The 25,291-nt window shown below is 70.2% G+C and carries 26 protein-coding genes, 1 tRNA gene and 2 pseudogenes; 18 read left to right on the top strand and 11 right to left on the bottom strand.

Annotation, left to right across the window (positions count from 1 at the left end; translation table 11 throughout):
- Positions 1-17: 17 nt before the first annotated feature.
- The gene (hppD, locus tag KWI83_RS25900) at positions 18-1,163 is read left to right on the top strand and encodes a 4-hydroxyphenylpyruvate dioxygenase (RefSeq protein WP_218516786.1); all 1,146 of its coding nucleotides are present in this window, start codon (positions 18-20) and stop codon (positions 1,161-1,163) included.
- Positions 1,164-1,191: 28 nt separating this feature from the next.
- On the opposite strand, the gene KWI83_RS25895 is transcribed toward hppD, so the two are convergent.
- On the bottom strand, positions 1,192-2,658 hold the full coding sequence (locus KWI83_RS25895; RefSeq protein ID WP_374106379.1) for a tetratricopeptide repeat protein: 1,467 nt from the start codon (positions 2,656-2,658) through the stop codon (positions 1,192-1,194).
- A gap of 92 nt (positions 2,659-2,750) precedes the next feature.
- Between KWI83_RS25895 and KWI83_RS25890 the strand changes: the two genes are divergently transcribed.
- Positions 2,751-4,157: an FAD-binding oxidoreductase gene (locus KWI83_RS25890; protein ID WP_218516785.1), complete on the top strand. Its 1,407-nt coding sequence runs from the start codon at positions 2,751-2,753 to the stop codon at positions 4,155-4,157.
- A 22-nt stretch (positions 4,158-4,179) separates the two neighbouring features.
- Here the strand turns inward: KWI83_RS25890 and KWI83_RS25885 are convergent, their stop codons facing one another.
- Positions 4,180-4,590, bottom strand: a complete 411-nt coding sequence (locus KWI83_RS25885) for an SsgA family sporulation/cell division regulator (RefSeq protein WP_218516784.1) — start codon at positions 4,588-4,590, stop codon at positions 4,180-4,182.
- 221 nt (positions 4,591-4,811) lie between these two features.
- Here KWI83_RS25885 and KWI83_RS25880 point away from each other — a divergent pair, with 221 nt between their 5' ends.
- Complete coding sequence (locus KWI83_RS25880) at positions 4,812-6,380, top strand: RDD family protein (RefSeq protein WP_218516783.1); 1,569 nt, start codon at positions 4,812-4,814, stop codon at positions 6,378-6,380.
- A gap of 81 nt (positions 6,381-6,461) precedes the next feature.
- Positions 6,462-7,184: an RDD family protein gene (locus tag KWI83_RS25875; RefSeq protein WP_218516782.1), complete on the top strand. Its 723-nt coding sequence runs from the start codon at positions 6,462-6,464 to the stop codon at positions 7,182-7,184.
- 73 nt (positions 7,185-7,257) lie between these two features.
- On the opposite strand, the gene KWI83_RS25870 is transcribed toward KWI83_RS25875, so the two are convergent.
- Complete coding sequence (locus KWI83_RS25870) at positions 7,258-7,527, bottom strand: hypothetical protein (protein WP_218516781.1); 270 nt, start codon at positions 7,525-7,527, stop codon at positions 7,258-7,260.
- Positions 7,528-7,917: 390 nt separating this feature from the next.
- Here KWI83_RS25870 and KWI83_RS25865 point away from each other — a divergent pair, with 390 nt between their 5' ends.
- Together KWI83_RS25865 and KWI83_RS25860 are read left to right on the top strand one after the other, a co-directional pair.
- A complete protein-coding gene (locus KWI83_RS25865) occupies positions 7,918-10,275 on the top strand; it encodes an immune inhibitor A domain-containing protein (RefSeq protein ID WP_218516780.1) in 2,358 nt (785 codons plus the stop codon).
- A 121-nt stretch (positions 10,276-10,396) separates the two neighbouring features.
- The gene (locus tag KWI83_RS25860; protein ID WP_218516779.1) at positions 10,397-10,738 is read left to right on the top strand and encodes a hypothetical protein; all 342 of its coding nucleotides are present in this window, start codon (positions 10,397-10,399) and stop codon (positions 10,736-10,738) included.
- Between the two features lie 23 nt (positions 10,739-10,761).
- Here the strand turns inward: KWI83_RS25860 and KWI83_RS25855 are convergent, their stop codons facing one another.
- Together KWI83_RS25855 and KWI83_RS25850 are read right to left on the bottom strand one after the other, a co-directional pair.
- Positions 10,762-11,346, bottom strand: a complete 585-nt coding sequence (locus KWI83_RS25855) for a nicotinamidase (RefSeq protein WP_218516778.1) — start codon at positions 11,344-11,346, stop codon at positions 10,762-10,764.
- Positions 11,347-11,524: 178 nt separating this feature from the next.
- Positions 11,525-12,871 carry a nicotinate phosphoribosyltransferase gene (locus KWI83_RS25850; protein ID WP_218516777.1) on the bottom strand — a complete coding sequence of 449 codons (1,347 nt, stop codon included), beginning with the start codon at positions 12,869-12,871 and terminating at the stop codon, positions 11,525-11,527.
- A gap of 59 nt (positions 12,872-12,930) precedes the next feature.
- On the opposite strand from KWI83_RS25850, the gene clpS reads away from it, so the two are divergent.
- The 7 genes from clpS to KWI83_RS25820 all read left to right on the top strand — a co-directional run bounded on the left by clpS (position 12,931) and on the right by KWI83_RS25820 (position 17,745).
- Entirely contained in the window at positions 12,931-13,248 is a 318-nt protein-coding gene (gene clpS / locus KWI83_RS25845) for an ATP-dependent Clp protease adapter ClpS (protein ID WP_141314019.1), read from the top strand.
- 9 nt (positions 13,249-13,257) lie between these two features.
- Complete coding sequence (locus tag KWI83_RS25840) at positions 13,258-13,851, top strand: DUF2017 domain-containing protein (protein ID WP_218516776.1); 594 nt, start codon at positions 13,258-13,260, stop codon at positions 13,849-13,851.
- Between the two features lie 343 nt (positions 13,852-14,194).
- Positions 14,195-15,634 (top strand): amino acid permease, encoded by a 1,440-nt coding sequence (locus KWI83_RS25835; protein ID WP_218516775.1) that lies wholly within the window; start codon positions 14,195-14,197, stop codon positions 15,632-15,634.
- 132 nt (positions 15,635-15,766) lie between these two features.
- The gene (locus KWI83_RS25830; protein WP_171114113.1) at positions 15,767-16,189 is read left to right on the top strand and encodes a Mov34/MPN/PAD-1 family protein; all 423 of its coding nucleotides are present in this window, start codon (positions 15,767-15,769) and stop codon (positions 16,187-16,189) included.
- Between the two features lie 91 nt (positions 16,190-16,280).
- Positions 16,281-16,376 carry a putative leader peptide gene (locus KWI83_RS40405; RefSeq protein WP_322734600.1) on the top strand — a complete coding sequence of 32 codons (96 nt, stop codon included), beginning with the start codon at positions 16,281-16,283 and terminating at the stop codon, positions 16,374-16,376.
- A 115-nt stretch (positions 16,377-16,491) separates the two neighbouring features.
- The gene (locus tag KWI83_RS25825) at positions 16,492-16,779 is read left to right on the top strand and encodes a MoaD/ThiS family protein (protein WP_218516774.1); all 288 of its coding nucleotides are present in this window, start codon (positions 16,492-16,494) and stop codon (positions 16,777-16,779) included.
- Between the two features lie 15 nt (positions 16,780-16,794).
- Positions 16,795-17,745 (top strand): PLP-dependent cysteine synthase family protein, encoded by a 951-nt coding sequence (locus tag KWI83_RS25820; RefSeq protein ID WP_218516773.1) that lies wholly within the window; start codon positions 16,795-16,797, stop codon positions 17,743-17,745.
- A 170-nt stretch (positions 17,746-17,915) separates the two neighbouring features.
- On the opposite strand, the gene KWI83_RS25815 is transcribed toward KWI83_RS25820, so the two are convergent.
- The gene (locus tag KWI83_RS25815; protein WP_218516772.1) at positions 17,916-18,362 is read right to left on the bottom strand and encodes a type II toxin-antitoxin system PemK/MazF family toxin; all 447 of its coding nucleotides are present in this window, start codon (positions 18,360-18,362) and stop codon (positions 17,916-17,918) included.
- A 204-nt stretch (positions 18,363-18,566) separates the two neighbouring features.
- On the opposite strand from KWI83_RS25815, the gene KWI83_RS25810 reads away from it, so the two are divergent.
- A complete protein-coding gene (locus KWI83_RS25810) occupies positions 18,567-19,319 on the top strand; it encodes an MBL fold metallo-hydrolase (protein ID WP_218516771.1) in 753 nt (250 codons plus the stop codon).
- A 65-nt stretch (positions 19,320-19,384) separates the two neighbouring features.
- Here KWI83_RS25810 and KWI83_RS25805 read toward each other — a convergent pair whose 3' ends face one another.
- Positions 19,385-20,650: a PTS transporter subunit EIIC gene (locus tag KWI83_RS25805; protein ID WP_218516770.1), complete on the bottom strand. Its 1,266-nt coding sequence runs from the start codon at positions 20,648-20,650 to the stop codon at positions 19,385-19,387.
- 284 nt (positions 20,651-20,934) lie between these two features.
- Between KWI83_RS25805 and KWI83_RS25800 the strand changes: the two are divergent.
- From KWI83_RS25800 to rdgB, 4 genes and pseudogenes are all read left to right on the top strand, one after another.
- Positions 20,935-21,174 (top strand): annotated as a pseudogene (locus tag KWI83_RS25800) (glucose PTS transporter subunit EIIB); the annotation flags it as partial.
- A gap of 131 nt (positions 21,175-21,305) precedes the next feature.
- Positions 21,306-22,043, top strand: a complete 738-nt coding sequence (gene rph, locus KWI83_RS25795) for a ribonuclease PH (protein ID WP_218516769.1) — start codon at positions 21,306-21,308, stop codon at positions 22,041-22,043.
- A 156-nt stretch (positions 22,044-22,199) separates the two neighbouring features.
- Complete coding sequence (locus KWI83_RS25790; RefSeq protein ID WP_218516768.1) at positions 22,200-22,601, top strand: hypothetical protein; 402 nt, start codon at positions 22,200-22,202, stop codon at positions 22,599-22,601.
- Between the two features lie 34 nt (positions 22,602-22,635).
- Positions 22,636-23,238 carry an RdgB/HAM1 family non-canonical purine NTP pyrophosphatase gene (gene rdgB / locus KWI83_RS25785; protein WP_218516767.1) on the top strand — a complete coding sequence of 201 codons (603 nt, stop codon included), beginning with the start codon at positions 22,636-22,638 and terminating at the stop codon, positions 23,236-23,238.
- A gap of 43 nt (positions 23,239-23,281) precedes the next feature.
- Here the strand turns inward: rdgB and KWI83_RS25780 are convergent.
- The 4 genes and pseudogenes from KWI83_RS25780 to bcp all read right to left on the bottom strand — a co-directional run bounded on the left by KWI83_RS25780 (position 23,282) and on the right by bcp (position 25,291).
- Positions 23,282-23,364: transfer RNA gene (locus KWI83_RS25780), tRNA-Leu, on the bottom strand.
- Between the two features lie 20 nt (positions 23,365-23,384).
- Positions 23,385-24,048: pseudogene (locus tag KWI83_RS25775) on the bottom strand (HNH endonuclease signature motif containing protein).
- Entirely contained in the window at positions 24,045-24,710 is a 666-nt protein-coding gene (locus KWI83_RS25770) for an HNH endonuclease signature motif containing protein (RefSeq protein WP_218516766.1), read from the bottom strand. The pseudogene KWI83_RS25775 and the gene KWI83_RS25770 overlap by 4 nt, the downstream one beginning before the upstream one ends.
- A gap of 113 nt (positions 24,711-24,823) precedes the next feature.
- Entirely contained in the window at positions 24,824-25,291 is a 468-nt protein-coding gene (gene bcp, locus KWI83_RS25765) for a thioredoxin-dependent thiol peroxidase (protein ID WP_218516765.1), read from the bottom strand.

Genomic DNA, 25,291 nt, shown 5'->3' with positions numbered 1-25,291 from the left:
GGGGAGACGCTGCCGCTATGACGCAGACCACACACCACACTCCCGACACCGCACGGCAGGCCGACCCCTTCCCGGTCAAGGGAATGGACGCGGTCGTGTTCGCCGTGGGCAACGCCAAGCAGGCCGCGCACTACTACTCCACCGCCTTCGGCATGCGGCTGGTCGCCTACTCCGGACCGGAGAACGGCAGCCGCGAGACCGCGAGCTACGTGCTGGAGAACGGCTCCGCCCGCTTCGTGCTCACCTCGGTGATCAAGCCCGCCACCACCTGGGGCCACTTCCTCGCCGAGCACGTGGCCGCGCACGGCGACGGCGTCATCGACCTCGCCATCGAGGTCCCGGACGCGCGCGCCGCGTACGCCTACGCGATCGAGCACGGCGCCCGCTCGGTGGCCGAGCCGTACGAGCTGAAGGACGAGCACGGCACGGTCGTGCTCGCCGCGATCGCCACCTACGGCGAGACCCGGCACACCCTGGTCGAGCGGTCCGGCTACGACGGCCCGTACCTGCCCGGCTTCGTCGCCGCCGACCCGATGGTCGAACCGCCCGCCCAGCGCACCTTCCAGGCGATCGACCACTGCGTGGGCAACGTCGAGCTCGGCCGGATGGACGAGTGGGTCGGCTTCTACAACAAGGTCATGGGCTTCACGAACATGAAGGAGTTCGTGGGCGACGACATCGCCACCGAGTACAGCGCGCTGATGTCGAAGGTGGTCGCCGACGGCACGCTCAAGGTCAAGTTCCCGATCAACGAGCCCGCCATCGCCAAGAAGAAGTCCCAGATCGACGAGTACCTGGAGTTCTACGGCGGCGCGGGCGTCCAGCACATCGCGCTCAACACGGGCGACATCGTCCAGACGGTCCGCACGATGCGCGCGGCCGGCGTGCAGTTCCTGGACACGCCCGACTCGTACTACGACACCCTGGGCGAGTGGGTCGGCGAGACCCGCGTACCGATCGACACCCTGCGCGAGCTGAAGATCCTCGCCGACCGCGACGAGGACGGCTATCTGCTGCAGATCTTCACCAAGCCGGTCCAGGACCGCCCGACCGTCTTCTTCGAGATCATCGAGCGGCACGGCTCGATGGGCTTCGGCAAGGGCAACTTCAAGGCCCTGTTCGAGGCGATCGAGCGGGAGCAGGCCAAGCGCGGCAACCTCTGACGGCGGCTCAGCCTCAGCCTCTGACGGCTCAGCGAGTCGCCGGAACCTCCACGTCCGGCGGCTCGCCCAGCTCCTGCAGCACCTCCCGCGCCAGCGGCGCCCACAGCGGCGAGAAGTACGGATTGATCAGCAGCGCCTCCCGCAGATGCCGCCGCGCGGGCCCGTCGAGGCCCACGGCGTGCTCGATCATCCCCCGGTGGTAGGCGTACAGTGCACTGCGTACGCCGCCACCGCGCTCCTTGTCGGTCGCCCGCTCGGCGTACTCCAGCGCCTCCTCGTGCTGCCCCGCCCGGTGCAGCGCCCACCCCAGCGCGTCGGCCACCGCGATCCCGGGCTGCTTGCGCCACTCGGCGCGCAGCCGCCGCACGGCCTCCTCGGGATCGCCGTGGTCCGCCTCGAAGCGGCCCAGCACCAGCTCCTCGTCCACCCCGCCCTCGGCGGCGCTGCGGACCTGCGCGTGCAGCAGGTCGTACTGCGCGCGGGCCGCCTGGTCCAGCCCCAGCGACTCGTACAGCTCGCCCAGCTCCAGCGCGTAACCCGGCGACGGCTGCTTGGCGAGCGCCAACCGGTACGCGCTCAGCGCCTCCGTCGTCCGCCCCAGCGCCGCCAGCGCGCGCCCCTGCCCGGCCTGCGCGGCCCGCTGGTCGGGATCGACGCGCACCGCCTCCTCGAAGTGCCGCAGGGCGACCTCCCGGTCCCCGCGCTCCCAGGCGAGCTGCCCGGCCCGCTCCAGCCAGGCCGCCCGCTCGGCCGGTGCCTCGGCGGCCGCCGCCGCGTCGGAGAGGGTGGCCGCCGCGTCCTCACGCCAGCCCCGGTCCCAGTACACGGCGGCCGACCGGGCCATCACCGCCGTACCGGAGTGCAGGGCCTGCAGCCGGTCGAGGGTGGAGCGGGCCGCCTTGTAGTCGTTCAGGCCCGTGTACGCCTCGATCAGCAGCGCGTGCGTCGTCCAGCGTGTGCGGTCCACCTTCAGCGCGGCCTCGCCCCAGGTCCGCGCCGCCCGGAAGTCCCGGCGCGCGATCCCCAGCGCCGCCATGCCGTCCAGCGCCTCGGCGTTGCCGCGCGGCCGCACCTTCAGCGACGTCCGCAGCGCCCGCTCGGCGGTCGGGTAGTGGGCGGCGTCGGCGGTCCGCCGCCCCTGCTCCACATACGCCGCACCGAGCACCGCCCATGACCGCGCGTCCCTGGGATGCGTCCGCAGGTGCGCCCTGCGCTCGCCGATCAGCACCGCCAGATCCGGCAGCGCGGCCGGCACCCCGGTGGTGACCGCGGTCATCGCCTTTTCCGCGGGGCCGGGCTCGGGCGGTGGGTCCTGCCGGGGCTGCGGGCGCAGCAGCAACAGCAGCCCGGCGATGACGAGGGCACCCACGAGCAGGCCGATCAACACGCCCATGGCGAGCCGCCGGACCCGCCGCCGCGACAGGCCCCTGCCCGCGGCCGGCTCGCCGTCGGTCTCCGTGCCGGTCCTGCTGGCGGTCTTCGCACCGGTCTCCATGGCGCACACTGTGCGTCAGTACGACGACTGCGTCCCGGCAGGTGAAGGGTGCCGCAGACGGGGTTCACACCGATGGCCCCGGGTGACAGTCTGTGATCATGAGCCGTATCCCAGCCCCTCCCGACGAAGCGCAGGGCAGCCTCACGGACCGGCTGCTGGCGGGCCTGCCGGCCGAGGCCGTCCTCACCGACCCCGACGTCACCGCCTCCTACGCCAACGACATGGCGAGCTTCTGCCCGGCCGGCACCCCGGCCGTGGTCGTGCTGCCGCGCACCGTCGAACAGGTGCAGCACATCATGCGCACCGCCACCGAGCTGCGCGTCCCGGTGGTCCCGCAGGGCGCCCGCACCGGCCTGTCGGGCGGGGCCAACGCCACCGACGGCTGCATCGTGCTGTCGTTGACGAAGATGGACCGGATCCTGGAGATCAGCCCGGTCGACCGGATCGCCGTCGTGGAACCCGGCGTCGTCAACGCCGCCCTCTCCCGCGCCGTCGGCGAACACGGCCTCTGCTACCCGCCCGACCCCTCCAGTTGGGAGATGTGCACGATCGGCGGCAACATCGGCACCGCGTCGGGCGGCCTGTGCTGCGTGAAGTACGGGGTGACGGCCGAGTACGTCCTCGGCCTCGACGTCGTCCTCGCCGACGGCCGTCTGATGTCCACCGGCCGCCGCACCGCCAAGGGCGTCGCCGGGTACGACCTCACCCGCCTCTTCGTCGGCTCCGAGGGCTCCCTCGGCATCGTCGTCCGGGCCGTCCTGGGCCTTCGGCCCAAGCCGCCGCAGCAGCTGGTGCTGGCCGCCGAGTTCGCCTCCGCGGCCGCCGCCTGCGACGCCGTGTGCCGGATCATGGAAGGAGGCCACGTGCCCTCCCTCCTGGAACTGATGGACCGTACGACGGTCAAGGCGGTCAACGACCTGGCGCACATGGGACTGCCGGAGTCCACGGAGGCCCTGCTGCTCGCCGCCTTCGACACCCCCGACCCCGCCCCCGACCTCGCCGCCCTCGGCGCGCTGTGCGAGGCCGCCGGTGCCACCCAGGTCGTTCCCGCCGACGACGCGGCCGAGTCCGAACTGCTGCTCCAGGCGCGGCGGCTGTCGCTCACCGCGCTGGAGGCGGTCCGGGGCACCACGATGATCGACGACGTGTGCGTGCCCCGCTCCCGGCTCGGCGACCTGATCGAGGGCGTGGAGCGCATCGCCGAGAAGTACCGGCTCACCATCGGGGTCGTCGCCCACGCGGGCGACGGCAACACCCACCCGACCGTGTGCTTCGACGCCCAGGACCGCGACGAGTGCCGGCGCGCCCGGGAGTCCTTCGACGAGATCATGGCCCTCGGGCTGGAGCTCGGCGGCACGATCACCGGCGAACACGGTGTGGGCGTACTGAAGAAGGAGTGGCTGGCACGCGAGATCGGGCCCGTCGGGGTGGAGATGCAGCAGGCGATCAAGCAGGTGTTCGACCCGCTGGGGATCCTCAATCCCGGCAAGCTGTTCTGAGCCCTCACCCGCCTCAGCGGCTTCACCGGGCGAGCAACTGGGCCAGAGCGTCGTCGATGCCGAGCTGCTCTCCCTCACTCCCCGGGGGCATCACGCGCAGCGTGCGCTCCAGCCAGGCCGACACCTGCGCCGCCGGTGCCTCCAGCAGGGCGTCCCCGTCGGGTGAACTCAGCGCCATCAGAACGACGCCGCGTCCGTTCACCTTCGACGGCCACACCCGCACGTCCCCGTGCCCGCACGGCCGGAACACCCCCTCCACCAGCAGGTCCCGGGCGAACGTCCAGTTGACGGGGTGTTCGGAGTTGATGTGGAAGCCGATGTGGACGGCGTACGGATCGTCGGTGCGGTAGCCCAGCCGGGCGGCGACCGGGATGCCGCGCTCCGGCGACAGAACGAGCTTCAGCTCCAGCTCGCGCTCCACCACGGTGTACATGTCGTGTGTCTCCCTTCGATCGGGGGCCCTTGGGGCGGGCCGTACGAGGGAAGAGCGGGGGAGGGCTGGAGCATTACGCGGATTTCCGGAAGTTCTTTCGCGGGTCTACCACATCCGTGCTCGAATGGGGTTGGTCCGGCGGGACGGGCGGTGGGGGTTGCGCGGGTCTGATAGATGTGGAGGCCCCCATAACACCCCCGAGCAGATACGGGACGACGGACATGAGCGCCCCAACCCCGGCACCCGGCGACGACAGGCCCCGCGAGGGCTATTACCCGGACCCCTCCATTCCTGGATATGTCCGGTACTGGAACGGAGCCGCCTGGGTGCCGGGCACCAGCCGCCCGGCACCGGCCGACGGTGAACCGCTCGCCCCGCCGCCCGGCGTACGCCCCGCGCAGCCCGCCGTCGAGGAGACCGGGCCGCACTTCTTCGACGAGGACCCCGAGCCCGTACGCCAGGACACCCACGACGCCCGGCACGGCAGCCGCCCGGAGCCCGCCTCCGCGTGGAGCGCCGACCGCTCCCGGCAGTCCGGCTTCGGCGGCGACCAGGACCAGCGCGTCTCCTGGCCCGCGGCCCAGGGCTCCGACCCGCGCGTCCCCGCCGACCCGCCCGCGCAGCCCGACGGCGACGCCGCCCGCATGGACGGTGCGGCGTCGTCCCCGGAGTTCTCGGCCTCGCTCGAACAGGGGGAACCCCCGTCGCCCACCGAGTCCGGGGCGGCGGCCTCCGGCAACACGTTCGTGTTCCGCCGCCCGGCCGCCACGTCCCGGAGCGCGAGCGCCGGTACGGAGGATGCCGCCGAGGACCCGGGCACGATGACGTTCCGCGCGCTCACCCCGCGACAGAGGCAGCAGGAGGGGGCGGCGGGGGCGCAGGGCGCGGCGGCTTCGGGCGCTCCCGCGTCGGGGCCGGTGGCCGCGCCGCATGCCTCCGGCCCGGCGGTGCCCCACCAGGCCGCGTCCGGCGGTCAGGGCGCCCCCGGCTGGACGGCCTCGCCCAGCACGCCCGCCCAGACGCCCGTCGGCAACTCCGGCGGTCCCGGTTTCGGCGCGGGCAAGGCGGCCGCCGCACGCGCCGCGGCGGCCCAGTCGGCCCAGGCGACCCCGCCCGCCACCGTCCCTCACCAGGCCCCCGCCACCCCGGCCGCCCCCGTCACCTCGGGCCCCGGCGGCGGCCAGTCCTCCTGGGCGCAGCAGGTCCACCGCCTCGCCGGTACCTCCGGCGCCACCCCCGACGAGCCCGTCGCCCCCTGGAAGCCCCCGGTCGAGGACCCGTTCCAGGCGGCGGCGAGGCGGCAGGCCGCGGCCCGCCCCGCCGCGCTCGGCAAGCGGCTGGCCGCCCGGCTGATCGACACCCTGGTCATCGCGGGCGTCACCTCGGTCGCCGCCGTACCGCTCGGCACCCAGGCCCTCGACCACATCCAGGGAAAGATCGACGAGGCCAAGCTCTCCGGCCAGACGGTCACGGTCTGGCTGCTGGACGGCACGACGTCGGCGTATCTCGCCATCGTCCTCGGCGTGCTGCTCCTCTTCGGTGTGGTGTACGAGGCGCTGCCCACCGCCAAGTGGGGCCGCACGCTGGGCAAGAGGCTGCTCGGGCTGGAGGTGCGGGACATCGAGGCCCATGAGCCCCCGTCCTTCGGCGCGGCCCTGCGCCGCTGGCTTGTCTACAGCGTCCCCGGCCTGCTCTGCTTCGGCCTCATCGGCGTGCTGTGGTGCCTGTTCGACAAGCCGTGGCGCCAGTGCTGGCACGACAAGGCCGCACACACGTTCGTAGCGGGCTGACCGCCCACACACATCCGAACCGGTACCCCGGACGGCCCCTCGCCGGATGCGGACCCGCGGGGTTCGCGATCGACTCGGGCCATGAGCACCCAACCGCCCCCCGGTTCCGGCGGGCAGCCGCCGGAGGACGACCCGTTCAAGAAGCAGCCCCCGCCCGGCGAGGGGGCCGGCTCGCCGTACGACAGGCCCCCCGGGGGCGGTGAGCAACCCCCGCCGTACGGCGGCGGCCAGCCCCCGCCCCACGGGGGCGGGGGCTGGCCGCCGCCCCCGCCCCACGGGGGCGGCCCGTACGGGGGCGGGCCCCACGGCGGTGGCCCCTACGGCGGTGGCGAGTTTCCCGCCGACCCGCTCGCCGGTATGCCCCCGCTCGCCGACAGCGGCAAGCGCACACTGGCCCGGCTGATCGACATGGTGCTGGTCGGCATCGTCGTCTGGCTGGTCACCTGGGGCCTCAACGTGGACGAGTACCAGATGAACGCCGAGCGGGTCGACGTCGGCGACTCCGTGGCGCAGTCCGTCATCGCCGCCGTGCTCTACATGGCGTACGACACGATCATGATCGCCAGGTCGGGGCAGACCCTCGGCAAGAAATGGCTGAACATGCGCGTGGCACATCTCGACAACGGAGCCACGCCTTCCGTGCAGGTCTCACTGATCCGCGCGGCGGTGCTGTGGATTCCGTTCGCGTTCTGCTGCGCCTGCGTGTGGACGGCGATCTGCGGCGGCTGGAGCTTCTTCGACAGGCCCTACAAGCAGGGGCTGCACGACAAGGCGGCGAAGACGGTGGTGGTCAGCACCGGTTGACGCCGGTCAGCGGCACGGCGGGCCCGTCACATGAGAGGGCGGGCCCGCCGTGCTGTGCGCTGCCGGCGCGTGTTCAGGAAGCCGTCGATTCCCGTACCGGCTCACGGGCCGCCGTCGCCGGCATCGGCGGCGCCACGTCGGTGACGGGCCGTGGCGCGGGAGCCGGGGTCCGCTTCGGCATGGGCACCGTCATGGCGACCAGCAGCCCGAGCAGGAGCGCCGCGACGGCGATGACCGCGATCCCCGCACCCGAACTCGTCTGTGACAGCAGCAGCATGGCGAGCGTCGAGAAGATCACGGTGCACGAACCGTAGGCGAGCTGTGCGGCAGTCGGACGAGGCATGGCAATCGTGTCCTCGAAGAATGGGGGTGGACTCCCCCCGTGCCTCTCGCTGCGGGGGAGGGTGCGGACTGAATCTATTCGCGTGCATGCCCGAGTGGAACGAACAGTAAGCGTGACCTGACCAACAGTGCCGGTGCACAAGGGGCGCACCGAGTCATGTCAGCCACTGGATCAGCGGTCCTGCGCGCCCGCTGAACGGACCCGACCTGTTCGTTAAGTGAAACGTCATCTCCGCATAGTGCAGTTGTCCTGCTCAAGTCAAGGTCTGTCTTTTCCCGGCAACCTCTAGTCCAATGTCGGCACTTGACTACACGCGTCGATCAGGCGCGCGCGGACGCACCACCTTCATCTCCCTCCTTCCGCGCGCCCGGACGCTGGGGAGGAACTCAAGTGACCAGTAGACCCTGGACGTTCAGAGCGGCGGCCACCGCCGTAGCGCTCGCCGCGGCCACCGCCACGCTCTCCGGCCTGACCGTGGCCCAGGCCGACTCCGGTGGAACGGCGGCCAAGGCGCCCGCTGCCGACCGGCAGGACCCGGCGTCGCCGGAGAACCACGAGGGCCATGCGCACGACCTCGACGGCCCGCTGAGCAAGACTCAGGAGGCCCAGCGCGAAGAGGCCCTGAACCAGGTCATATCCGGCAAGGCCTCGGTCGAGAACCGCGAGGGCTCGAAGGTCGTCGAGCTCAAGAGCCGCAAGGGCGACAGCAAGTACGTCGAACTCGGCCGGGAGAAGACGGACAAGATCTTCACCATCCTGGTCGAGTTCGGCGACCAGATCGACAGCCGGTACGGCGGCACCCCCGGCCCGCTGCACAACCAGATCGCCAAGCCGGACCGCAAGCAGGACAACAGCACGGCCTGGCAGGCGGACTACAACCGCGAGCACTTCGAGGACCTCTACTTCGGCGAGGGCACCGCCTCGATGAAGACCTACTACGAGAAGCAGTCCTCGGGCCGCTACTCGATCGAGGGCGAGGTCTCCGACTGGGTCAAGGTGCCCTACAACGAGGCCCGTTACGGCTCCAACAAGTGCGTCCCCGACAACTGCGCCTGGTATGCGGTGCAGGACGGTGTCAACGCGTGGGTCGACCAGCAGAAGGCAGCTGGTAAGACCGAGGCGGAGATCAAGGCCAAGCTCGCCGAGTACGACCAGTGGGACCGCTACGACTTCGACGGCGACGGCGACTTCAACGAGCGCGACGGTTACATCGACCACTTCCAGGTCGTGCACGCCGGTGAGGACGAGTCCGCGGGCGGCGGCGCGCAGGGCGAGGACGCGATCTGGGCCCACCGCTGGTACGCGTTCGGCACCGACGCCGGCGCCACCGGCCCCGACGGCAACAAGCTCGGCGGCACGCAGATCGGCGACTCCGGCATCTGGGTCGGCGACTACACCATCCAGCCGGAGAACGGCGGACTCGGCGTCTTCGCCCACGAGTACGGCCACGACCTCGGCCTGCCGGACCACTACGACACCGCCGGCGGCGAGAACTCCACCGGTTTCTGGACGCTGATGTCGTCCGGCTCCTGGCTCGGCACCGGCCGCAACCAGATCGGCGACCTGCCGGGCGACATGACCGCCTGGGACAAGCTCCAGCTGGGCTGGCTGAACTACGACACCGCCAAGGCGGGCGTCAACTCCTGGCACAAGCTGGGCGTTGCCGAGTACAACACCAAGCACAAGCAGGCGCTGGTCGTCCAGCTCCCGAAGAAGGCCGTCACCACCGAGATCATCGCGCCCGCCGAGGGCAAGACCCAGTGGTGGAGCGGCAGCGGTGACAACCTCAAGAACACGCTGACGCGTTCGGTCGACCTCACCGGCACGTCGTCCGCCGAGCTGACCCTCGACGGCTGGTACGACATCGAGGCCGACTACGACTACCTCTACACCGAGGTCTCGACCGACGGCGGCGCCAACTGGACCGCCATCGACGGCACGGTGGACGGCCGGCCGATCCCGCGTGACGGCAGCGACAAGCCCGCCCTGCACGGCACGCTCGACGGCTACCGGAAGCTCGCGTACTCGCTCGACGCCTACGCCGGCCGGAAGATCGACCTCCGCTTCCGCTACCAGACCGACGGCGGCGTGGCCCAGAAGGGCTTCACGGCCGACGCGATCACGGTGACGGCGGACGGCGCCCCCGTCTTCTCCGACAACGCCGAAAGCGCGGACGCCGCCTGGACGGCCACCGGTTTCTCCCGGATCGGCGCGTCGTTCACCAAGGAGTACGCGCAGTACTACATCGCGGAGAACCGCCAGTACGTGTCGTACGACAAGACGCTCAGGGTCGGCCCGTACAACTTCGGCTTCATGAACACCCGTCCGTCCTGGGTCGAGCACTTCCCGTACCAGAACGGCCTGCTGATCTGGAAGTGGGACACCTCCCAGGCCGACAACAACACCTCCCAGCACCCGGGCGTCGGTCTGCTCCTGCCCGTCGACTCCCACCCGACGGCCTTGAAGTGGTCCGACGGCACGCTGATGCGCAACCGGATCCAGTCCTACGACGCGCCGTTCAGCCGGTACCGCACGGACGGCATCACGCTGCACAAGGACGGTGTCGCAACGAAGATCCGGTCGTCGCGAGGGGTGCCGGTCTTCAACGACCACATCAGCACCTACTACGACCCGGCGAACCCGACCAGCGGCGTCAAGATCACTGACACCAACACCAAGATCAAGATCGTCAAGGAGGCCCGGAACGGCTCGACGATCGAGGTCGAGGTCGGACCCGCGGTGAAGTAGTCGGCATTTCCGCAGGTCAGAAGCGAATCGGCGGCAACCCCTTGGCGGGTTGCCGCCGATCGTGTTTAGGTGCGTCCTGTGGTTCTCTTATTGACACCGACTGACACGGGGGTATGACCGCATGGCCGCAGGAGGCTTCTGCAAGCTACCGAACGGCACGGTGGTGGTGGCACTGAACCTGCCCAGCCCCGCCGCCGACGGGCCCGCCGGGGTGCGCGTGCTCGTCCACGCCCAGAACCGGGCGCGCGCCCTGACCAGGCTGCGCAATCTGGGGCTGCGGGCGGTCTACCTGCGGGGCAACGCCGCCCCACCGACCCCGGACGAGATCACCGCGGTCCTGCACCACCCGGACGGCCTGATATGGCGCACGGCCCCGGACACGGCGATCGGCAGCCCGGAACTCGTCCAGGAGCTGTGGCGCCCGATCCGCGCGCTGCTGCGCCGCCCGACCCCCCAGATGTGAGGCCGGGCTCGCCCGGGGCGGGCTCAGACGACGGGCTTCCCGGACAGCTCCACGCCCGCCTCCCGCAGCTCCTCCAGTGCCCGCTGCGTGGTCTCCTCGGCGACACCGGCCGTGAGGTCCAGCAGGACATGGGTGCGGAAGCCCTCGCGGACGGCGTCCAGGGCGGTCGCCCGTACGCAGTGGTCGGTCGCGATGCCGACCACGTCCACCTCGTCGATCTGCCGCTCCCGCAGCCAGTCGGCCAGCGGGACCCCGTTCTCGTCGACCCCCTCGAAACCGCTGTACGCCGCCGCGTACGCGCCCTTGTCGAAGACCGCGTCGATCGAGCCGGAGGCGACGGCCGGGGCGAAGTTCGGGTGGAAGCCGACCCCCTCGGTGCCCGCGACGCAGTGCGCGGGCCAGGAGTGCACGAAGTCGGGGTTGTCCGCGAAGTGGCCCCCGGGCGCGATGTGGTGGTCGCGGGTCGCCACCACATGGCGGTACCCCGCGGGGGCCTGCCCGATCAGCTCGGTGATCGCGGCGGCCACATCGGCACCCCCGGCCACCGGGAGGCTGCCCCCCTCGCAGAAATCGTTCTGCACGTCTACGACGATCAAGGCGCGGCGCATGGTCGGTGTCCTTCGGCTATGGGTCTCGGCGGTTCGGTACGGGTCGGTGCGGAGCCTGGTGCTGAGGGGGCGCGGGCCCGGGCCGGTGCGTGAACCTGAACTTCCGAGCCTAGAGACTTCGGGGCCCCAAGGGGAGGGGGCACCGCGGGGCGCACGACGGGCGCCCCCTCGGCTCGCGCTAGGTGCCCGTGCCCCCGGTGGTGTACTCCGTCGGGATGACGGGTTCCCCGCGCGAGAGCTGTGTAGCGGACAGCGGCAGGTTGGCGAGGGCGGCGATGTGCCGTTCGCGGGGGACGTCGAGCGGCTCGCGGGCGACCACCTCGCCGCCCTTGACCAGCTCCACCAGCAGCTGCCGGTCGACCAGCTCGGCCGGGACGGGCCCGGTGCCGACCACCTCCGCCTCCGCGACGCCCTGCTCGTCCAGCCGCCGTGCGGCCCACTTGCGGCCGCCGATGGAGAGCTTGCCGCCGGTCGACTTCTTCGCCACCGGCACCAGCGGCGCCTTCGGGTCGCCGGAGTCGGCGCGGGCGACCAGCTTGTAGACCATGGAGCAGGTCGGGTGCCCGGAGCCGGTGACCAGCCGGGTGCCGACGCCGTAGGCGTCCACGGGCGCCGCCGCCAGCGAGGCGATGGCGTACTCGTCGAGGTCCGAGGTCACGATGATCTTCGTGTTCGTGGCGCCCAGCTCGTCCAGCTGCTGGCGCACCCGGTGCGCCACCAGCAGCAGGTCGCCGGAGTCGATGCGCACCGCGCCGAGCTCCGGTCCGGCCACCTCCACCGCCGTACGGACGGCCTCCGTGACGTCGTACGTGTCCACCAGCAGGGTCGTGCCCCGGCCCATGGTGTTGACCTGCGCCTGGAAGGCGTCGCGCTCCCGGTCGTGGAGCAGGGTGAAGGCGTGGGCGCTCGTGCCGACCGTGGGGATCCCGTAGCGGAAGCCGGCGGCCAGGTCGGACGTGGAGGTGAAGCCGCCGACGTACGCGGCCCGGGCGGCGGCGACCGCGGCGAGTTCGTGGGTGCGGCGGGCGCCCATCTCGATCAGCGGGCGGTCCCCGGCGGCCGAGGACATCCGGGAGGCGGCCGCGGCGATCGCGGAGTCGTGGTTGAGGATGGACAGGATCACGGTCTCCAGCAGCACGCACTCGGCGAAGCTGCCCTCGACCCGCATGATCGGCGAGCCCGGGAAGTACACCTCGCCCTCGGGGTAGCCCCAGATGTCGCCGGAGAAGCGGTAGTGGGCGAGCCAGTCGAGGGTCTCCTCGCCGACGATGCCGCGCTCACGCAGGAAGCGCAGGACGCCCGTGTCGAAGCGGAAGTTCTCGACGGCGTCCAGGACCCGGCCGGTCCCGGCCACCACGCCGTACCGCCGCCCGTCCGGCAGCCGCCGGGTGAAGACCTCGAAGACACTGCGCCGCTCGGCGGTGCCGGCCTTCAGGGCGGCCTGCAGCATCGTCAGCTCGTACTGGTCCGTGAAGAGGGCGGTCGAGGGGACGTCCACCGGCAGCCCAAGGTCCGCTGTGTTCATGGCAACAAAGGGTACACCCCCATTTCGTCAGTGTGACGATTTGTGGAGCCCATGGCAGCATGGGAGTTGTGACGTCAGCCGCTCCCATCGAGATCGAACGCACCGAGTCGGCGGAGGAGGTCTCTGCCGTACCCGAGCCGGACGTCCCGTGGGTCACGATCGTCCACAACGACCCGGTCAACCTGATGAGCTATGTGACGTACGTCTTCCAGTCGTACTTCGGCTACTCCAAGGACAAGGCCACCAAGCTCATGCTCGACGTCCACCACAAGGGCCGGGCGGTCGTCTCCAGCGGGAGCCGCGAGGAGATGGAACGCGACGTGCAGGCCATGCACGGCTACGGTCTGTGGGCCACCCTCCAGCAGGACCGGAAGTAGCGAATCGCCTTGCCAGGAACCTTCGAACCGCTCCCCGGCGGCGGCGCGGCCGTCGCCCTCGACGACGTCGAGATCTCCATCATCCGGTCGCTGGCCGTCCAGCTCCTGGAACTCATCGGCCCCGGCCCCGGCGAGGAAGCCCCCGCCGACCCGCTCGCCGAGCTGTTCGCCGAGGGCCCCAGCGAACCGCCCTCCGACCCGGTGCTGCGGCGCCTGTTCCCGGACGCCTACAGCGACCCCGAGCGGCCGGTGCAGGGCGAGGAGCAGAAGGCGTACTCCGCCGAGTTCCGCCGCTACACCGAGAACGACCTGCGGGCCGGCAAGCGCGAGAACGCCCTCGCGGTGATCCGCTCCCTGGACGAGCTGGCCTCCGCCGGGGACGGTGGGGCGGTGCTGCAGCTGACGCCGGAGCAGTCCCAGCAGTGGCTCGGCGCCCTCAACGACCTGCGCCTGGCGATCGGCTCCCGGCTGGAGATCGTCGACGAGGACGACACCGACCTGCTCTACCGGCTGCCGGACGAGGACCCGCGCAAGCCGATGGTGATGGCGTACCTCTGGCTGGGTGGGCTGCAGGAGACGTTGGTCTCCACTCTTATGCCGTGATTTCTCCACCCTTGTTCCGTGAGGGTGGAGGCGGTGTGTTCGCTCAGCGGACGCTCAAATCCGGATAACGATCCTGTCACCGTTGTGGCCGCTTATGGCCCGCTGCGTGACTGTCTGTCCGCTTCTTCCCGTGCTGGGTGTCACACGCCGTACAGGTGATCAGTGTTGCGGCCGTGATAGATCTTCACGACCGCCCGGCGAACACCACCCTTATGTCGCGCCGGGTGCGCCACCGAGCCGGTGACCGCCGGCCAGGCACGAGGGGCCTTGGGAAGGCCGCTCAGCTCCATCAATCCGGGGGGATCGAAACCCGATCCGAGGCCGACGCGAGGCCCGGGTCGGCATGGAGAAAGGCGCACTACACATGGCCTCTGAGAAGGTCACCGACGCTCCCGAAGAGGGGTACGAGCGAGGGCTCGGCAGCCGTCAGGTCCAGATGATCGCGATCGGCGGCGCCATCGGCGTCGGCCTCTTCCTGGGTGCCGGGGCGAACATCGCCAAGGCGGGCCCCAGCCTCATCCTGATGTACGCCCTCGCCGGTGTGATCATCTTCTTCATCATGCGGGCCCTCGGTGAACTCCTGCTCTACCGCCCGGTCTCGGGCTCCTTCGCGGAGTACTCCCGGGAGTTCCTCGGCCCGTTCTTCGGCTACTTCACCGGCTGGACGTACTGGCTGATGTGGGTCGTCACCGGCATGGCCGAGCTGACGGCCGCCGCGATCTACGTCAACTACTGGTTCCCGTCCATCCCGCAGTGGGTGACGGCACTGGTCTTCCTGGTCGTCCTCTTCGCGGCCAACCTGATCTCGGTGAAGCTGTTCGGCGAGATCGAGTTCTGGTTCTCGATGGTCAAGGTCACCGCCATCATCGGCATGATCGTCATCGGCCTGGGCGTGCTCACCTTCGGCTTCAGCGCCGCCGGTGACACCGCCGCGGTCTCCAACCTCTGGGCCTTCGACGGCTTCTTCCCCAAGGGCATCGGCTCGTCCCTGATGACCCTGCAGGGCGTCATGTTCGCCTACCTCGCCGTCGAGCTGGTCGGCGTCACGGCCGGCGAGTCCGAGAACCCGGAGAAGACCCTCCCCAAGGCGATCAACACCCTGCCCTGGCGTATCGCGCTGTTCTACGTCGGTGCCCTCACCGTCATCCTGTGCGTGGTCAAGTGGACCGAGTTCGCCGGGGGCGCCAGCCCGTTCGTGAAGGCGTTCGCGGTGATCGGCATCCCGGCGGGCGCGGCCATCGTCAACTTCGTCGTGCTGACCGCGGCCCTGTCCTCCTGCAACTCCGGCATGTACTCCACGGGCCGCATGCTGCGCAACCTCGCCGAGAGCGGGGAGGCCCCCAAGGTCTTCACGCGGCTGTCGGCCACCAAGACCCCGGCCCTCGGCATCTTCGTCTCGGTCCTCTTCATGGGCATCGGCGTGGTTCTGAACTACATCGTCCCGGAGAAGGCCTTCGGCTACGTCACCTCCGTCGCCACCGGTGCCGGCATCTGGACCTGGCTGATGATCCTGATCAGCCACGTCCTGTACCGCCGCGCGGTCGAGGCCGGGCGCCTGCCCGCCTCCTCCTTCCCGGCGCCCGGCGGCTCGGTCTGCTCGTACATCGCCATCGCGTTCCTGCTCTTCGTCACCGTCCTCATCGCGATCGACACGGACGCCCGGATCAGCCTGTACGTGATGGCCGGCTGGTCGGCCGCCCTGGCCGTCGGCTGGGCGGTCCTCAAGACCCGCGACCCGCAGGTCACCGAGCGCCGCACGGCGGAGTTCGAGAAGGTCGGCTGACCAACGCGCGGACGTCCAGCGGCAGGGAGTACTCGTGGCACCCCCTGCCGCCGCCGCTCAGGACGTCCGGCATGTGGGCCGTCCCGTACCACCCCTCGGTACGGGATGGCCCTTCTGCTTATCCTGACAGTCATGCTGACCATCACCCAGGCCCTCTACGACCAGATCGTCGCCCACGCGCGCGAGGACCACCCCGACGAGGCGTGCGGCGTGGTCGCGGGCCCCGTGGGCGAGGGCCGCCCCGAGCGCTTCGTCCCGATGCTGAACGCCGCCCGCTCGCCCACGTTCTACGAGTTCGACTCGGGCGATCTGCTCAAGCTCTACCGCGAGATGGACGACCGTGACGAGGAGCCGGTGATCATCTACCACTCGCACACGGCGACCGAGGCCTACCCCTCGCGCACCGACATCTCCTACGCCAACGAGCCCGGCGCGCACTACGTCCTCGTCTCCACCGCGGACACCGACGGGCTCGGCGACTTCCAGTTCCGTTCCTTCCGGATCGTCGACGGCGAGGTGACGGAGGAGGAGGTCAAGGTCGTGGAGGCCTACTGATCCCCGGCCTGATCCCGGGATTCGGTCAGAATTCATCCACTATCCGAGATCACATTCCAGGACCCGGACCGGGAATCGATACGATGAACCCATGGTTTTCCTCGACGTGAGCGACAAGACGCCGGGCACGCTGCTCGTGGCGCGGCTGCACGTCGACCTGTGCAGGCTCGCCAGCGCCATCTGTTGACGCCGACCCCTGCCGCCGTACGGCCATGAGCCGCGGCGCCCCTACGCACGACCTGCCGTATCTGCGCTGCCGCGCGTCTTTTCGACCTGACTTCCCCCGACAGGAGCCCTGAGCCATGGCCATCGAGGTCCGCATCCCCACCATCCTCCGCCAGTACACCGACGGTCAGAAGGCCGTCGAAGGCACCGGGGAGACCCTCGCCGAGCTGTTCGCCGACCTCGACACCCGGCACGCGGGCATCCAGGCCCGCATCGTCGACAAAGAGGCCGGTGACCAGCTGCGCCGCTTCGTCAACGTCTACCTGAACGACGAGGACGTCCGCTTCCTCGACGGCATCAACACCAAGCTGACCGACGGCGACAACGTCACGATCCTGCCGGCCGTGGCCGGCGGCATGGCCTGAAGGCTCTGAGCCCCGATGCGCTACGACTCCCCGCTGGCCGCGGTGGGCAACACCCCGTTGGTGCGCCTGCCGCGGCTGTCGCCGTCCGCCGACGTCCGGATCTGGGCCAAGCTGGAGGACCGCAACCCGACCGGCTCGGTCAAGGACCGCCCCGCCCTGCACATGATCGAGCAGGCCGAGAAGGACGGGCGCCTGACCCCGGGCTGCACCATCCTCGAACCGACCTCCGGCAACACCGGCATCTCCCTCGCCATGGCGGCCAAGCTCAAGGGCTACCGGATGGTGTGCGTGATGCCCGAGAACACCTCCCAGGAACGCCGCGACCTGCTCGGCATGTGGGGGGCGGAGATCATCTCCTCCCCGGCGGCGGGCGGCTCCAACACCGCCGTACGCGTCGCCAAGGAACTCGCCGCCGAGCACCCCGACTGGGTGATGCTCTACCAGTACGGCAACCCGGACAACGCGGGCGCCCACTACGCCACCACCGGCCCCGAGATCCTCGCCGACCTCCCCTCCATCACCCACTTCGTCGCGGGCCTCGGCACCACGGGCACCCTGATGGGCGTCGGCCGCTTCCTGCGCGAGCACAAGCCGGACGTGAAGATCGTCGCCGCCGAGCCGCGGTACGACGACCTGGTGTACGGCCTGCGCAACCTCGACGAGGGCTTCGTACCCGAGCTGTACGACGCCACCGTGCTGACCACCCGCTTCTCGGTCGGCTCCGCCGACGCGGTCACCCGCACCCGTGAACTCCTCCAGCAGGAGGGCATCTTCGCGGGCGTCTCCACCGGTGCCGCGCTGCACGCGGCGATCGGCGTCGGCAAGAAGGCGCTGAAGGCCGGCGAGAGCGCGGACATCGTGTTCATCGTGGCCGACGGCGGCTGGAAGTACCTCTCGACCGGCGTCTACACGGCCGCCACCACCGAAGAGGCCATCGAGCGGCTGCAGGGCCAGCTCTGGGCGTAAGGCCCCTAAGGGGTCCTTGCGCTATGCCCGCCCGGGTCGCGTGGTCTGGCACCGCCCCTCGCCGCGTTGCCGAAACGCCCAGGTAGCTCCGCTACCAGGGCGCTCCGGCGCCTTGCGATGCACGGCACCAGACCACGCGACCTGATCGGACGCTCATAGTGCAAGGACCCCTAAGTCGCCAGGTGACGGACCTGGTCCCACAGGACCGGGTCCACCACCCCCACCCGCCGCCGGAAGTCCCACACGGCGACCTCGCGCAGCTCGTCCGTCTGAAGGAAGCTCGCCCGGCCCTGGGTGTCCCCGACCGAACCCGGCGGCAGCGGGATCACCCCGGCCCGCTCGTCGTGGTACTTGCTGGTGATCTTCGCGACCGTCGCCCGCCGCCCGTGCACCGCCAGCACCAGGCACGGCCGGTCCTTGGCGCCGGGCCCGTCCTCGTAGGGCACGTTGGCCCACCAGATCTCCGCCGCCCGCGGCCGGGCGGCCGGTCCCTCCGCGCGACCCGGCGGCCGCGTCCGGCGACCCGCGGGCCGTCGCCGCCCCCAGCCGTCCACGAGCGCGGCGACCAGCGCGAGCAGCACCACCGCTGCGAGTGCCAACCACCAGGACGTGTCCATACGATGACGTTACCGGCGTACGCACCCGCACGCGCGCCCTCCGCCGCGCCGCGTGCGCCCCGCGTCCAGCCGAACCGGTGACAGCACAGGTGAGTTCCCCCACAACGGCCCCTGGCGGAGGAGCGACCGGACGTTTTGCGCCTTACGCTCGACGGACCGCACGACCCCCGTTTCTCCACACCCGCCCGCGGAGGTTTCTGCTTCATGAAGCTCACCGTCGTCGGCTGCTCGGGGTCGTTCCCGTCCGCGGAATCGGCCTGTTCGAGCTACCTCGTCGAGGCCGACGGCTTCCGGCTGCTCCTCGACATGGGCAATGGCGCCCTGGGCGAGCTGCAGCGCCACTGCGGTCTCTACGACCTCGACGCGATCTTCCTCAGCCATCTGCACGCCGACCACTGCATCGACATGTGCGCCTACTTCGTGGCGCGCTACTACCGGCACGACGGCGGTCGTTGCGCCCCCCTGCCGGTCTACGGCCCCGAGGGCACCGAACACCGGCTGACCACCGCGTACGCCGACACCCCTTCGGCCTCCTCGATGAGCGAGGTCTTCGACTTCCACACCGTCAAGCCGTCCACGTTCGACATCGGCCCCTTCACGGTGCACACCGAACGGGTGGCCCACCCCGTGGAGGCGTACGGCATCCGCATCGAGCACGCCGGACGGACCCTGACGTACTCCGGCGACACCGGGGTCACCCCGGCCCTGGACGAACTCGCCCGGGACGCCGACCTCTTCCTGTGCGAGGCCGCTTTCACGCACGGCAAGGAGAGCATCCCCGACCTGCACCTCAACGGCCGCGAGGCGGGCGAGACGGCCGCCCGGGCGGGCGCCCGCCGACTGCTCCTCACGCACATCCCCCCGTGGACCGACCCGCAGGTCAACCTCGCCGACGCCCGCGCGGTGTACGGCGGTCCGGTGGAACTGGCGGTGCCCAGGAAGTCGTACGAGATCTGACCTCCACAGCATGACGAAGGCCCCCGGAACGCCGGGGGCCTTCGGGTGTTCGGGGTCGGCCGGGCCTACTTCGCCTCGGCCTTCTGCAGCTCCGCCAGCTCCTCGTCGGACTCGCGGCCCGGCGTGGGGAGGTTGAACTTGGTGATCGCGAAGCGGAAGACCACGTAGTAGACCGCCGCGAAGCAGAGGCCGACCAAGGCCAGGCCCCACGGATTGGTCGCGATGCCCAGGTTGAGGACGAAGTCGATCGCGCCGGCCGAGAAGCCGAAGCCGTCCTTCATGCCCAGCGCCCAGGTCAGCGCCATCGAGACACCGGTGAGGAGGGCGTGGATGGCGTAGAGCACCGGCGCGATGAACATGAACGTGAACTCGATCGGCTCGGTGACACCCGTGACGAACGAGGTGAGCGCGAGGGAGAACATCATGCCGCCGACGACCTTGCGGCGCTCGGGGCGGGCGCAGTGCACGATCGCCAGGCAGGCCGCCGGGAGCGCGAACATCATGATCGGGAAGAAGCCGGTCATGAACTGGCCCGCGGTCGGGTCACCGGCCAGGAAGCGGGCGATGTCGCCGTGCTTGCCCTCGTACTCGCCGGCCTGGAGCCACGGGAAGGAGTTGAGCAGGTGGTGCATGCCGACCGGGATCAGGGCGCGGTTGGCGACACCGAAGATGCCCGCGCCGACCGCGCCGGAGCCGACCAGCCACTCACCGAAGTTGTGCAGGCCCGCGCCGAGGACCGGCCAGATGTAGCCGAAGACGATGCCGATCGCGAGGCCCGCGAAGGCGGAGAGGATCGGCACCAGGCGGCGGCCGCCGAAGAAGCCCGCCCAGTCGGGCAGCTTGGTGCGGTGGAAGCGCTGGTAGAGCAGCGCGACGACGATGCCCATGACGACACCGCCGAGGACGCCGGCGTTGACCGCCTTCTCCACCATGACGACCTTGCCGTCGACGGCCGTGGGCACCTTGGGCTGGTTCGGGTCGGTGAAGGTGGCGAGCACCTTCTGGAAGACCAGGTAGCCGGTGACGGCGGCGAGCGCGGTGGAGCCGTCCGACTTCTTCGCGAAGCCGATCGCGATGCCCACCGCGAACAGCAGCGCCATGTTGTCGAGGATCGCGTTGCCACCGGCGGCCATGAAGCCGGCGATCTTCGTCAGGAAGGCCGGGAACTCGGGGCGTCCGAGCATGTCCTCGTTGCCGAGGCGCACCAGCAGGGCGGCGGCGGGCAGCACGGCCACCGGCAGCATCAGGCTCCGGCCGATACGCTGCAGGACAGCCATCACGCCGGAGCCCTTGTTCTTCGCGGCCGCGGGAGCGGCGCTGGCCGTGGACACAACTTCCTCCAGTGGGCATGGCGCCGCCCTTGGACAAAGGAAGGGGAGACGGCGGCGTCCGGTGGTCTACACCACCTAGTGGTGTAGACCTGTTGTAGCACGACGAAGGGCGCACAAGGAACCCTCGCCTCCGCCCCTCCGGAGGACCGGGTTTGGCGACCGTTCGCCAGGTGGTGTAGACCAGTCGGCGGAAGGTTCCGCTGTCGTGACGTCATTATTCGGTACGTACACCATGACCGCTCGCGAAGTGGTCGGATCAGGTCGGATCAGGTCGGACCAGGGAGAAAGACATGGCCAGCAAGGCTGAGAAGATCGTTGCCGGGCTCGGCGGCATCGACAACATCGAAGAGGTCGAGGGCTGCATCACACGGCTGCGGGTCGAGGTGTCCGACCCCTCGCTGGTCGACGACGCCGCCCTCAAGGGCGCCGGCGCCCACGGCGTCGTGAAGATGGGCAGCGCCATCCAGGTCGTCATCGGCACCGACGCCGACCCGATCGCGGCGGACATCGAGGACATGATGTGAGCTCGGGCTCTCCGGCGAGGGGCCCTTCCACACGGGATGCTGTTGGTCGGCACCCACACGGGGAGGGGCCCCTTCCGTACGGGGGCCGCACAGGGGGACCGACCCGGAACGACGGGGGCTAGGCTCGACCCATGTCTCGAATCGACGGCCGCACTCCCGAACAGCTCCGCACGATCACCATCGAACGCGGCTGGAGCAAGCACGCCGAGGGCTCCGTCCTCGTCTCCTTCGGCGACACGAAGGTCTTCTGCACCGCCTCCGTCACTGAGGGCGTCCCGCGCTGGCGCAAGGGCAGCGGCGAGGGCTGGGTCACCGCGGAGTACGCCATGCTGCCCCGCTCCACCAACACCCGGGGCGACCGCGAGTCGGTCAAGGGCAAGATCGGCGGCCGTACGCACGAGATCTCCCGCCTCATCGGCCGCTCCCTGCGCGCGGTCATCGACTACAAGGCGCTCGGCGAGAACACCATCGTCCTGGACTGCGACGTCCTCCAGGCCGACGGCGGCACCCGCACCGCCGCCATCACCGGCGCGTACGTCGCCCTGGCCGACGCCGTCTCCTGGGCCCAGGCCAAGAAGCTGATCCGGCCCTCCCGCCAGCCCCTCACCGGCACGGTCAGCGCGGTGTCCGTCGGCATCGTCGGCGGAGTTCCGCTGCTCGACCTCTGTTACGAGGAGGACGTGCGCGCCGAGACCGACATGAACGTCGTCTGCACCGGCGACGGACGGTTCGTCGAGGTCCAGGGCACCGCGGAGGCCGAGCCCTTCGCGCGCGAGGAGCTCAACGCGCTGCTGGACCTGGCGGTGGCCGGCTGCACGGAACTCGCCGAGCTGCAGCGCACGGCGCTCGCCGCGACCGGCGGAAAGTAGCGCGCCGAAGGTAAAGGGCGTACCAAAAGTGGTGGTCGGTGCGGGCAACCGTACCGGCCGTCGCCGCGTCTCATGAGATACGGGCGCACGGCTCATCCTGTGCGTCCGGCCAGCAACCGGGCCCGCCGGGCCCGACCCCGAGGGAGGGACCGTTCCATGGCCGCGAGCCGCCGCCGACGCCGTACCGCAGCCGTCGCCGCCACCCTGGCGGCAGTCGCGCTGACCGCCGGACTCACCACCGGCTGCGACGCCGTGAACAAGGCACTCGACTGCGTCCAGACCGCCGACGCCATCGCCGACAGCGTCACGGACCTCCAGCAGGCCGTCGAGACCGCCACGAACGACCCGACCCAGCTCCAGGAATCCCTCGACTCCATCGAGCGGAACCTCGGCGAGATCGGCGACAAGACCGACAACGCCGACGTCAACAAGGCGGTGGACGACCTCCAGAAGGCCGTCGACAACGTCCGTACGGGGGTGCAGAACGGCGACGAGACCCCCGACATCAGCCCGGTCACGGACGCGGCCGGCGAACTGACCAAGGTCTGCACGCCGTAAGGGAACCCTCGGCCGGGCACTGGATACTGAGGGCATGACCCGCTTGATCCTCGCCACCCGCAACCACGGAAAGATCGCCGAGCTGAAGGCGATCCTCGCCGACGCAGGTCTGCGCCACGACCTCGTCGGCGCGGACGCCTACCCGGACGTCCCCGACGTCCGGGAGACCGGCGTCACCTTCGCCGAGAACGCCCTGCTCAAGGCCCACGCCCTGGCCAAGGCCACCGGCCTGCCCGCGGTCGCCGACGACTCCGGGCTGTGCGTCGACGTCCTCGGCGGCGCGCCGGGCATCTTCTCGGCCCGCTGGGCCGGCAGGCACGGCGACGACCGCGCCAACCTCGAACTCCTGCTGGCCCAGCTGTCGGACATCCCCGAGGAACACCGCGGCGCCCACTTCGCCTGCGCGGCGGCGCTGGCCCTGCCCGACGGCACGGAGCGGGTGGCCGAGGGCAAACTGAGGGGCGTACTGCGCCACAAGCCGGCGGGCACCCACGGCTTCGGCTACGACCCGATCCTCCAGCCCGACGGCGAGACGCGAACGTGCGCGGAGATGAGCCCGGACGAGAAGAACGCCATCAGCCACCGGGGGAAGGCGTTCCGGGCGCTGGTGCCGGTGGTGCGGGAGTTGTTGGGCTGAGCAACAGGAGAGGGGCTGCCCGGCTGGGCGGCCCCTCTGCGTGTGCGGCCGGTGGGATTCGAACCCACACGGGCTTTCGCCCACGGCGTTCTAAGCGCCGCATGTCTGCCGTTCCATCACGACCGCATGTCCGGCCATGGTACCGGTCAGCCTGCGCTGACCTTGCGGGAACGTCGACCGCCTCGGCACCAGGTGGTGGTGACCGCGTGACAGTTGGGACACGGCAACCGCAGGTTGTCGCGCCGGTTGTCTCTCCAGTCCCCGTTGATGTGGTCGACCTCCAATGTCATGGGGCCTTCCGTGCCACTCACGACCGAGCCCGCATCTGGCGCACTGCTCAGGTACGCCGAATTCCCGGAGTGCGCGACGCAAGCGCTTGGTTGCGATCCGATGCTCGCCGCTGTGCCGCACCAGCAAGTCCTCAGGTCGTTTGGCGTTCGTGCCCGGCTTCCCGCGCTGATGTGCCTGCCCGAGGAAGTGCGCAGTCGTCAGCTGCTCGCCCGCGATCCACTTGCGTACGTTCGCTCGTTGCGCACCGTTGTCTGCGCGGCCCAGGCGGCGCAGTACCCCGGCAATGGAGGTTGACTCGGCGACCGCCAGTCGCAACTCGTCGGACGTGGGCCGCGCCTGCCTGCCCCATGGGCGGAAATGAGAGACGTCGATACTGAAGTGAGCGAATCGCCTCATGAGGTATCGACGGAGGTAGCTGTATGGGCGGGTGCCGAAGAAGGCGATGACCTCGTCGATGTCGGAACACCGTGCGGCGGCTTCGGTCAGCCGTTCCCGGGTGTACCGCGCACCGCTGCTCATGAAGCCCTGCTTTTGCCGCGGCCCCGGTAACTGTCCGTCGTGGAGTGGCAGTTGGGGCACAGCAGACGCAGGTTCTCGATCCGGTTGTTGCGCCAGTCGCCGTCGATGTGGTCGACCTCGAGCGGCAGCGGTTCCCCTAGCCAAACCGGCTCGATTCCGCATAGGGCGCAACGATCATCCACCCCGCACTCCAGTATTGCCCGCTTGAGGCGGCTGCTCTGGACGCGCCGAGCCTGAGGGGCCGACCGCTTGACGAGCAAGCCCGCCGATGCCCGGTGGCGTCGGGCATCGCCACGCTGGTTTGGCACCTGGAAGTGTGAGGTGTCGATGGCGTATGCCTTGATCTTGCGGCTGATGTGAGTGTGATGTCCTCCCACGACCTCAAGCCCGAGGTGCCGCAAGACCTCGGACATGTTCGTCGACGCCGAGACCGCCGCCTCGAGGATCTCCCTCGTCCACTTGATCCCCTCCCGCTCGAAGTGCGAGACATCCACCTCGAGCTTCTTCGTCCGCTCGAAGATGTATCGCCGCGTAGAACTCCCCGGATCCACCCCCAACCTCGCGCACGCCTCCGACAACGTCCGTGCCCCCCGAGCCGCCTCCTCCAGCCGCTCCTTGGTGTACGCACTGGCCCCATCGAGCCCTTCCGTCCCCGGCCACACGTTCGCAGCCCGTGTGAAGCAACGAACCGCTTATCGGACGGTCACGCTCGAAATGCAAAGCGGCTCGTACCGGGCCACCCCGGTACGAGCCGCTCAGCGCACTCGTCGTGCTCTCAGATCCCCAGATCCTTGATGATCTTGGCCACGTGGCCGGTTGCCTTGACGTTGTAGAGGGCGCGTTCGACCTTGCCCTCCTCGTCGACGATCACCGTGGAGCGGATGACGCCGACGACCGTCTTGCCGTAGAGCTTCTTCTCGCCGAAGGCGCCGTACGACTCCAGCACCTGCTTGTCGGGGTCGGCGAGCAGGGTGACCTTCAGGGACTCCTTGTCGCGGAACTTCGACAGCTTCTCGGGCTTGTCCGGTGAGATGCCGATCACGTCGTAGCCCGCGCCGGCCAGCAGGTCGAGGTTGTCGGTGAAGTCGCAGGCCTGCTTGGTGCAGCCGGGCGTCAGCGCCGCGGGGTAGAAGTAGACGATGACCTTGCGGCCCTTGTGGTCCGAGAGGGACACCTCGTTGCCGTCGGCGTCGGGCAGGGTGAAGGCGGGGGCCACGTCCCCGGGCTGGAGTCGTTCGCTCAT

Origin of the sequence: Streptomyces sp. TRM70350 (genome assembly GCF_019219825.1) — a bacterium.
GTDB lineage: Bacteria > Actinomycetota > Actinomycetes > Streptomycetales > Streptomycetaceae > Streptomyces.
This window is presented reverse-complemented; position numbering and strand designations above follow the sequence as displayed.